Annotated in this window: 11 protein-coding genes; all 11 read right to left on the bottom strand. The window is 37.1% G+C overall.

Going from position 1 to position 10,073, the window contains the following annotated elements:
* Positions 1-135: 135 nt before the first annotated feature.
* Positions 136-2,733, bottom strand: coding sequence for a M14 family zinc carboxypeptidase (locus tag IBX42_RS09545; RefSeq protein WP_294932263.1), 2,598 nt, complete (start codon positions 2,731-2,733; stop codon positions 136-138).
* 14 nt (positions 2,734-2,747) lie between these two features.
* The gene (locus tag IBX42_RS09550; RefSeq protein ID WP_294932266.1) at positions 2,748-4,073 is read right to left on the bottom strand and encodes a hypothetical protein; all 1,326 of its coding nucleotides are present in this window, start codon (positions 4,071-4,073) and stop codon (positions 2,748-2,750) included.
* The gene (locus tag IBX42_RS09555) at positions 4,074-4,694 is read right to left on the bottom strand and encodes an ATP-grasp domain-containing protein (protein ID WP_294932269.1); all 621 of its coding nucleotides are present in this window, start codon (positions 4,692-4,694) and stop codon (positions 4,074-4,076) included.
* Between the two features lie 48 nt (positions 4,695-4,742).
* Complete coding sequence (locus IBX42_RS09560) at positions 4,743-4,982, bottom strand: hypothetical protein (RefSeq protein ID WP_294932272.1); 240 nt, start codon at positions 4,980-4,982, stop codon at positions 4,743-4,745.
* A 12-nt stretch (positions 4,983-4,994) separates the two neighbouring features.
* Complete coding sequence (locus tag IBX42_RS09565; protein WP_294932275.1) at positions 4,995-6,098, bottom strand: M20 family metallopeptidase; 1,104 nt, start codon at positions 6,096-6,098, stop codon at positions 4,995-4,997.
* 116 nt (positions 6,099-6,214) lie between these two features.
* Complete coding sequence (rplS, locus tag IBX42_RS09570) at positions 6,215-6,574, bottom strand: 50S ribosomal protein L19 (protein WP_294932278.1); 360 nt, start codon at positions 6,572-6,574, stop codon at positions 6,215-6,217.
* 188 nt (positions 6,575-6,762) lie between these two features.
* The gene (trmD, locus tag IBX42_RS09575) at positions 6,763-7,458 is read right to left on the bottom strand and encodes a tRNA (guanosine(37)-N1)-methyltransferase TrmD (protein ID WP_294932281.1); all 696 of its coding nucleotides are present in this window, start codon (positions 7,456-7,458) and stop codon (positions 6,763-6,765) included.
* Complete coding sequence (gene rimM, locus IBX42_RS09580) at positions 7,458-7,997, bottom strand: ribosome maturation factor RimM (protein WP_294932284.1); 540 nt, start codon at positions 7,995-7,997, stop codon at positions 7,458-7,460. Before rimM ends, trmD begins: the two co-directional genes overlap by 1 nt.
* Complete coding sequence (locus IBX42_RS09585) at positions 7,981-8,217, bottom strand: KH domain-containing protein (protein WP_294932287.1); 237 nt, start codon at positions 8,215-8,217, stop codon at positions 7,981-7,983. The genes rimM and IBX42_RS09585 overlap by 17 nt, the downstream gene beginning before the upstream one ends.
* Position 8,218: 1 nt before the next feature.
* Positions 8,219-8,449 (bottom strand): 30S ribosomal protein S16, encoded by a 231-nt coding sequence (gene rpsP, locus IBX42_RS09590; protein ID WP_294932290.1) that lies wholly within the window; start codon positions 8,447-8,449, stop codon positions 8,219-8,221.
* Between the two features lie 120 nt (positions 8,450-8,569).
* Positions 8,570-9,916, bottom strand: coding sequence for a signal recognition particle protein (gene ffh / locus IBX42_RS09595; RefSeq protein ID WP_294932293.1), 1,347 nt, complete (start codon positions 9,914-9,916; stop codon positions 8,570-8,572).
* Positions 9,917-10,073 lie beyond the last annotated feature (157 nt).

Genomic DNA, 10,073 nt, shown 5'->3' on the forward strand with positions numbered 1-10,073 from the left:
GATTTTTAAATCCTAAACTTTAGGTCTCTTTGTTTGTGGAGGGGAATTATAGGGAGTGGTAGCTTAGCGGCTTCTTAAATCGTAAAAAGATTTAAGAAGATTTTTATACATTACCATATGACATAAAATTTCCACCTATTTATCGCTATTTATTTCTATATATGCAGGTTTTGAAAAATTAGGAACATCATCATATGAAAAAACAGCATAATATTTATGTACATCTTTATCGCCAAAATTATCATATGTATAACTATCTACTCCTCCATAAAGTTTCTGCCCATCGTATGGTGAACAAGGCACTCTAAATGGGTTCTTTACAACGATGGCACCTCTGTAGCCGTCATCTTTGGGCAAATCCCACTCAATCTTTATCATATCGTTTTCTATCGACTTTCTAAGATTGGAGACCATTGGCGGTGGATTTCTTCTCTTTTTTATATAATTGACAATAAGAGAAGGTCTTTTTTCTCTTATTGCATCCATGCAACTTATATATTGGGATTTAGAAAGCAGCTTTTGCGCAGACGCAGATATGATAAAGACCGCTTTTGAATTTTCTCTGTTTTTTATAGAGTTCTCTACCATCTCATTTATAGAGTGTGTGTCAAAAACAAATCTTTGAGTAGGTGTTTTTTTAATATCAGAGATACTAAAATCATAACCGATTCTCTCAATTATTTTTCTTTCTCTTATTTTTTCATAATTTCTCTCTTCACAATCTAAAACCATCTCTGTATGAAAACGCAAATTACTGTCTGAATTTATATCATCAACATAAAGCTCTATGTAAGAGGTCGATATTATGCTGTTTTCCATATGAGGCAATTGAGAAAGATCAAACTCAAAACATGCATACTCTTCCTTAGCATCCTTGTCAAAACCTGCAACTAATTTGTTCTGCGTTACACCACTTTTTGATACCGTATACTCATGCATAGACCGAAGTTCTATTTTTTCTTCGTTTAATGTATATGAAATATCCAGTTTTGGTCTGTATGTAAGCCCGCCGCTAAACTTTCCATATCCGATATCCCACTGCATAAGCTGTGAAGCACGATCAAGAGGAAGAGATGATGGACCCTCCATGCGAAAGAGTGCCTCTCCTCTCTTTAGAGAATCTTGCAAAACATCCAACTCCTGCTTTGCAAATTTATACCTTCTCCAGATTCCCTGAGAGAGCTGTGCCGAGCCCGTGGGTCTGTCGATATAACTAAGCACTTTTGCATTTTTTATCTCTTGGAAACTGCTAATATTTTCTATACTTCTTTCATCAATCTGCCCGACACGCCACTCTCCAAAATTCTCTACTTGAACCGACACTCTGTTCATTGGGTAAAAAGAGATTGATGCACCGGTTATAATTGCATTTTGGGGAACTGTACTTAAAGAGAAGCCGCAAACACCAAAACACTCTCCTTTACTCTCGCTAACCCCTACAAAAAGAGAGTTATTCCCAAAATGTTCAGGATTTTTTTTCGTCTTCTCGCCGACATAACCTATCTTTTCTGCTAAAGGATATAAAATTTTGGAGAACATGCTCTCCGCCAGTTTTGTTCTAACACCGAGCAGTTGTCCAAAAGGAGATTTTATCTGCCTTGCTTTACACACTGCTCTAATATAGTAATAGTAGTTTTTTGATGAGGATAAATTTTTGTCAGTGTATGTTTTTAGCTTTGTCATGCCTATTCTATTTGAACTTTGGGCAAAACCCTTTTTATTTTTTGAGCGATAAATTTCAAAATATATTATCTCATCATCAATATAATCCCATGAAAGTTCTACCTCTTTTGAGCCCACATCAGTAGCTATAAAATTTTCAACTCTTGGCAGAGATTGCTCTTTTTTATAGTTATTTACCTCTGAGAGTGCGTATATGATGGCAGGTACATTTTCATCAATATGCTCGCTCATATGCTCCATATAATCACTTATATTTCTGGTCCCAACTTCGGCAACCAAGGATAAAACACCATGTGAATAGTAAAATTCCCTACCGCTTCCCGAGATTAGATGAACGGGAGGTTTGCCCATGTGAACACCGTACTCGCGATCGGACTCTTTTCTTATCTCCTCTGCCATATTTCCTGCAAGAAGATTTAAGTCTATCGCATCAAGCGCATCTTCATGCATAAAGTTATGAGCGGGGAAGAAGACATTTCCTTGTGAATGATAATCCAGAGCTATCGTAATATTTTTATGTGCTAGAAAAAAATCTCTCAAAGCCATAGCTTCAGGCTCGCTAAAAGCGCTTGGTCCAGAGTATATATTTGATGTAGTATTTTTATTGGCAATAAATCCTACGCTAAAATTTCTATTTAAGTCGACACCAAAACTTCCATCTGCATTTTTTCTTCTATTTTTTCTCCAAAAAGAGAAATGGTTTCTGGAGTACTCAAATCCGTCAGGATTTGCACATGGAACCATGTAGAGAGTCGTTCTGTCTAAAATACTATTGAGTTGAGGATCATAATCGATATGATCCATTATATATTTGGCAAAACTAAGTGAGAGCTCTATGCCTATCCACTCTCTGGCATGAATCGTTCCCGTATAAAAAAGTGCGGGTTTTTCTAAATGCCTATCTACGTTTTTTGTAATACTTACCGCTATAATATCCCTGTCTTCCCAAGTTTTACCGATGGATTCAACTTTAAAAAGATTTGGATTACTCTTTTGTGCATTTTTAAAAAATTCTACACACTCGCCATACGAACTATACTGTTGTCTCAACTTTTCACCCTAAACTACTTTATAAAAGATTTAGCCCACTGCTGAATCTTCCCTTTTGAGTCCGTAAAATATTCTGATAGTTTTTCAAAAGATGTTATCTCTTTCTCATCAACCAACTCTTTAATACTAACGGCAACATCCTCTTCCATCCCTTGAAGCGTCATCAACTCAGTCAAAGATACATCTTCTACTTTATAAAGTTTAGTTTTACTGATCTTAGATGATGCAGATTCACTCTCTCCTTTGACCATATCTGGGAGTTTGTCCTCACTTAGAGGAGGCTCTATTGATGCGGGAACATCAGATGGAGTTGACTTGTATGTTTGCTCCATATCAAAACTGCCTTTATCTGCTAACCAGTAAGCACCGTCGGCAGATGGCTCATACTTTGCAAAGTATAGGTGTCTCAGAGTTCTTAAAACAGAGGGGTCCATTTTGCCAAGCTCTTCCCATGAAAATAGTGGAACATGTGGAAGTCTAAACTTGCCGCCGCTCAAATCCCACATGATATATTGACCTATCCAATCTCTTACATACGGAAAAGCTGCAAATGCCGTCGCACACTCTAAAATATATGGTTCATCTGTATTTTCGTCTATTGCTATATCGCAAGCCCAATACTCCGCTTTTGCAGCTTTACTTGCTTTGACCGCCAATTCAAGTACGTTCATAGGAACATTTTCATAACTCATAGTTCCGCCCTGAGAAGTGTTTGTTATCCACTCTCCCTTGCCTGAATAGCGCCAAAATGCACAGATTGGCTTATGACCTATGAGCATAACACGGATATCTCCGCTATCTTTTAAAGGTATAGCGTCTTGTGAATAGATGGGCTTATACTTTTTCTCTGCCAAAAGTGATTTTGCTTCTTTATAGTTATCCACTTTATGAACAAAATATCCACCGTAGTTGGAAGCTCCGTAACTTCTTTTTACAATCTGTGGATAGTGACAACCCTTAAAGTGCTCATCTGCCTCTTTTTCATCATAAGTTATAATTGTTTTTGGAGCAGCAACGTCATATTTATTACAAAAAAGTGTTACATTCTCTTTGGATTTATTACAAAACTGTGTCTCAATTGATGGGATAAATCTTACATGTGGCAACTCACTTGCAATCTCTTTAAAAGTTTCGTATGCAGTTGCGGGTATATTACCTACTAAAACATCAATCTTTTTTTCTTTTACCTCTTTTATAAATCTCTCTTTATCATTTTTCCAGTGATATGTAACTGTTTCTATCTTATCCGGCCACCCTTTAAAATTGCTATAGTCAAAAAATCTAAGCACATAATCCAGATATAAAAATCCTACCTTTGGAAGCTTCTTTCTTTCTTGCATCTACTTATCCTTTTTTGTTTTTCTATCTATTAAATCAACTATCATGTCAATCTTTCTATCATTAAAATCAAGCCCCATCTTCTCTTGGTCTGGAGTGGCAAAAGCTGGTATGCCGTTTACTTCAAGAACTACATACTCCTCTTTTTTTCTATCATATATAATATCCACCCCGGCTATATCTACACCACATGTATTTGCCGCTTTGATGGCAATATCTACAATTTCATCGTTTGCTTCTCTCATAAATACACTTCCGCCGCTTGTAACATTTGTTCGCCAGTCGGTCGCACTTGCCTTTCTTCCATAACAGCCTATGAATTTGCCGTCCACTATATCTATTCTAAAATCCGTATTGTCATAATCTATAAATTTTTCTACATAAAAATATCTTAAATCCATTTGATTTAAAAATGGCATTAACATATTAAGAGTCTCTTCGTTTTCAATTTTTGTAAGACCTAAACCGCCCCAACCGTCTGTAGGTTTGTAGACCATCCTGTCCCATTTTTTGATTATTTTTTTTAGCTCATGCCCATCATCTCTGTGACATAACTTATAGTCAGCCGTTTTAATTCCATTATTTCTCAATACCAAAGATGTATGAAATTTATCCTCAGTCAATGCAAAAGATTCATAAGAGTTTATCATAGGAATAAGACGATTTAGAGCTTAATAAAGATACATCTGGTACTGCGTCTGCTCTCCTGCGTTATATGAAAAGAAGAGATCTAAATGATTTAATTTTTCCCCTTGGTAGATAATATTACTATTCCTTGCTATTGCATGTCGTAAATTAATATTATCGAGTGTCTCTATATCTCTATCTTTTAATTTTTTTATGATTTTTTTGGCAATTTTATCGCCACCGCTGTTTGTATAAAGCCACATACCTATTTTTCTACTTGACATTTGACACTTTCCTTAAAAATCTGATTTTTCTATAAAATAAGCAAAAAGCACTCTGCTCAACTCAATTCTGCTCTTAAAACTCTCCTTGTTTGCTCTCTCTTTAACAGTATGGTCTCCATCGCCGTAGGGACCAAAGCCATCAAGTGTTACAACCCCGCATGAGCTCACGGTATTGGCGTCACTTACTCCTCCGCGCTCTTCATATTTTAAAGCTGTGTTTGTAATCTTTTGTATTTTTTCAACCAACTCAAGAGATCTCTCTGATGTCTGCATAACATCTCTTTGAATGGCGCCTCTTAGTTTTGAAGTCGTTCCATTCACATAAGAGTGCTGCACGATAGCCTCTATTGCAGACAAGACTCTATCTCTCTCCTGCGTAACTTTATATCTAATCTCAAATGTCAATTGCGCATGGGGAGATATAGTGTTTGCTCCTATACCGCCTTCTATCTTGCCGACATTTACGGTAGTGCCTTTTGATAAATCAGTAAGCTTTACCAACTCTTGAAGCTTATAAGATGCTTCCAGATTAGCATCATGTCCATCGCTGTAGCAATTTCCGGCATGAGCAGCCTTGCCCTCTATATCTATAAAAAAAGTACCGACTCCTTTTCTCCCCGTCACTACCTCAAGTTCTACTCCTGCTGCTTCATAAACAAAGCAGTAGTCATAATTTTTTGCTATTTTTGATGTTAAAAACTTTGAGTCATCGCTTCCGGTCTCTTCATCGCTTACCAGAAAAATGTCTATGTTTTGTATCTCAATATTTTTGTTTTTGATCTCACGAAGTGCCTGAAGTGCGACAATATTTCCACCCTTCATATCGCATACACCTGGACCGTAAACCCACTCGGCATCTTCATCGTAAATCTCAAATTTCTCGGGAGGAAAAACTGTATCTAGATGACCTAAAAGCAGCAATCTTTTTGCATTTTTACTGTATTTGGAGGTGTAGTGGCGGTGAGAACCTATAAGCTCTCTTTCATGTACTTCAACATGAAATCCTAACTCTTTAAACCATTTATCAAAAAGCTCTCCGACTCTGTCTACGCCTGGCTTATTTTTTGTGTATGAATTTATCTCAACTACACTTTTTAAATCGTTCAGATAAGTCATACTGTTTCCACATGTTAAAATAATATGTGCGGATTGTACTATATAGTAAGTTTATATTTTATAAAAGAGGGTTTACTTTAATGAAGGGAGTAGTTATAAAGGTGAAGCTTAGAAGATTATTTTCTTCTAAGTTCTTTAATACGAGCTTTTTTACCCGCAAGATCACGTAGGTAGAACAGTTTAGCACGACGAACACGACCGCGACGAATCACTGTTATCTCGCTAATAGAGTCACTATATAGTGGAAATATTCTCTCAATACCTATGCTGTTAGCACCGATTTTGCGAACTGTAATAGTTTTGCCAGTACCCTGACCTCTTTTTGCAATACAAACACCCTCGTAATTTTGTACACGAGTTTTGTCGCCTTCTTTAATTGTTACTGCCAAACGAACAGTATCACCCGCACGAAAGTCCGGAATAATTTTCTCGTGCACTTGTGCTTTTTCAAAGTTTTCTATGTACTTATTTCTCATAAACTCTTTCCTTAATTTTATTTCATAAAATGAAGAGAACCCTTCATCTGTTTTAAACAATGTCGGAAGTAATTCCGCCATTTACGCTAACCGCTATGGCACTAAAGCTAACCCCTGGCGGGGTAGATTTTATGTCCAGTACGCTATAATCTTTGGCGCAAAGCCCATTGCACTAGTGCAATTCAAGACTATCTTTGCTTACTTCTGTGCTTTAAAAGCTGCTCTGGTCTGAAGAATTTAGTCTTAGACTCAGACAGAGCTAATTTTAGTGAGCGAATTTTACTGTGATTTCCCTTTAAGTATTCTGATGGAACATAATAGTTTTCATAATTTTGCGGTTTAGAAAAAGAGGGCGCCTCTAGCAGTTCACTCTCAAAGCTCTCTATGCTCAAAGAGTCACTGTTGCCAAGAACACCTTCTACATTTCTTGAAACCGCATCACATAACACCAAAGAGGCAAGCTCTCCTCCGGTTAAAATGTAATCGCCGATACTAAAAACCTCATCAGCATATTTTTCTATAACTCGCTCATCAATTCCCTCATATCTTCCACTCACAAAAGCTATATGGGTCTTTTTTGCCAATCTTTTAGCATCATTTTGTCTAAAAGGCTTTGCAACAGGAGTTAAAAAAACAAGATGAACATTCTCGTCTTTGGCTCTTAGTTCATCCAGAGCATCAAAAAGAGGCTGAGGATTCATAACCATTCCGGCACCTCCGCCTACAGAGGTGTCATCTACTTTAGCATGTTTGGAGCTGCTATAATCTCTAGGATTTATAAACTCAATATTTAAAATCTTTTTTTCAATAGCTCTTTTTAAAATAGAGTCGTTAAAATAACCCTCGACTATATTTTCAAAGAGCGTTACAAAAGTAAATTTCATTATGAAGCTTCTAGAATATCTATGCCGCCGCTAACGCTTATTACCTTCTTGTCAATATCGGTGCTTATCGTAAAAGGCTTGTTAAATGGTATCAAAAAAGTTTTTGCAAAACCTTTTTCTACTAATTTTTCATCAGTTTTTACACTTAAATAATTAGTAATCGAGATTCTCTCAACCTCTTCAACAACTCCTAAAACTTCTCCATCTTCTACTACAGTGCAGCCCTCAATATCGAACCAAAAATATTCGCCATCTTCTAAATGACACTCACTTCTTGTTCTCTCAATCGTTGTATAGACCCCTTTATTTGTAAGTTTTTTGGTGTCTTCAGCTGAAGAGTATCCCAAAAATTTCACAAGAGCTCTCTCGTGGTTTATCTCACTTATAGTCAGACTCTCTTTTTCATTTATGAAAAAAGAGGCGCCTTTTTTAAACTGCTCTGGAAAATCACTTTTTATGTGGAGCTTCACATCGCCTTTCAGACCGACACTCTTGCCGATTGTAGCGATATGAAGAAGTTTGCTAGATTGCTTCGACATTGATGCGGTAACTTACACCGTCTTTAGCTTTGCAGCCTGAGATGACGGTTTTTATAGCGCCTATCATCTTCCCCTCTTTGCCGATCAGCTTTCCGATGTCAGCTTGATTGGCATAGAGCAAAATTTCAGTTGTTTCATCGCCCTCTTTTACTTCAACTCTTATATCATCAGGATATGATGCTATAAGTCTTGCAAATTGTGCGACAAAATCAGCTATCATCTTAACGACCTGTTATCTTTTTTACGCGATCACTCATTTTAGCGCCAACGCTTAACCAGTAATCTAATCTCTCATTATCAACAACTGTTGTTTTCTCTGCTACCATTGGATTATAATGTCCGATTAACTCTATCCAACCACCATCTCTTCTTTTACGTGAGTCTGTTACCGCGATACGGTAAAAAGGTTGTTTTTTTCTTCCCATTCTAGTGAGGCGAATTACTGTTGCCATGTTTTGTCCTTCTCTGCGCAAGTCATATTTCAACTTGCTGTATATGTTAAATTTTGCATTCTGAATGCAAATCTATAAACTTCTAAAAGTATATAGATTTACCTTCTACATGCGTTAAAGCTATCTTCTAAGAGCTCCTGCGCCGCCCATCTGACCCATCATGGCTTGCAAATCTTTCATGCCGCCCTTACCTGAGAGTTTTTTAGCCATTTTACCTGCATTTTTAAACTGTTTTATCATGCGGCTAATCTCAACTTGAGTAAGTCCACAACCCTTAGCAATTCTCTCTTTACGGGAGTTGTTTAAAAGATCAGGATTTTCTCTCTCTTTCATTGTCATTGAAGAGACCATAGCTTTAATGTTTTTAAGCTCACCGGAATTTTCAAGGTCAAAATCTTTGAGTGCCTTAGACATATTTCCCATGCCCGGAATCATACCTATTAAAGACTTCATGCTTCCCATCTTTTTCATGCTTTCCATCTGCTCTAAAAAGTCATTGAAGTTGAACTGCCCTTTTTTAATCTTTGAGGTAAGTTTTTTAGCCTGTTTTTCATCAATAACCGATGATGTTTTCTCAGCCAATCCTTCGATGTCTCCAAATCCCATAAGACGGTTTACGACACGATCAGGCAAGAAAACTTCTAAGTCCTCCATCTTTTCGCCGCTGCCGATAAAACGAAGGGGAACTTGAACCAGAGATGAGAGCCCAAGAGCCACACCACCCTTTGAATCGCCGTCATATTTGCTTAAAATTACGCCGTCAATGCCGATTTTTTCTTTAAATGTAGTAGCCGTCTTAACAGCGTCCTGACCAGTCAAAGAGTCTGCAACATAAAAAATCTCGCTAGGATTTGCAGCTTTTTTAACCGCTTCAAGCTCCTTCATAAGCTCATCGTCTATCGCTAAACGACCCGCCGTATCTATAAGAACAACATCATATATGCCGCTGTTTGCTTTTTTGAGTGCCGCAGTTACAACTTCAACAGGATTTTTTGTGCTCTCATTTTCATAGAGTTCAACATCTATTTTCACCGTAATTTGACGAAGCTGCTCAACCGCTGCTAAACGCTGCAAATCGGCTGCTACTACTAAAACTTTTTTCTGTCTGTTTTTTAGATACAGCGCTAATTTGCCCGTAGTAGTAGTTTTTCCGGAACCTTGAAGTCCGGTCATTAAAATAACGGTCGGAGGTTTTGAGGCAAAAATAAAGCCTCTGTTTCCGCCTACCTCTAAAAGTTCATAGAGTGTTTCTCTCAGAGCCGCTAAAAATTGATCTTTTCCAATCCCATTTTTTTTCGTCTCTACCTGAACTTTAAAGATAAGGTCTTTAACAACTTTATGGTTTACATCAGCTTTTAAAAGAGATTTTTTTAACTCATCTAGAGCCTTGGTGAGGGCTTTTTCATCATCATGAAAACGAATTTTTCTAATAGCATTGGTAAATGAATCTGTTAATGTGTCAAACATATAGCCCTCCTCTTTTAAATATGGTCTTGAATGTAAAAAGTGGCGAATTTTAGCTGAAATTTACTTTAAGTCTGCTTTATATTTGATGATACTTAGTTAAAAATTAGGTAAATCCGACGAAACCATTTAACAACCATAGCAAACAGACTTTTCTATA

Source organism: Sulfurimonas sp. (assembly GCF_014859695.1).
Taxonomy (GTDB): Bacteria; Campylobacterota; Campylobacteria; order Campylobacterales; family Sulfurimonadaceae; genus Sulfurimonas.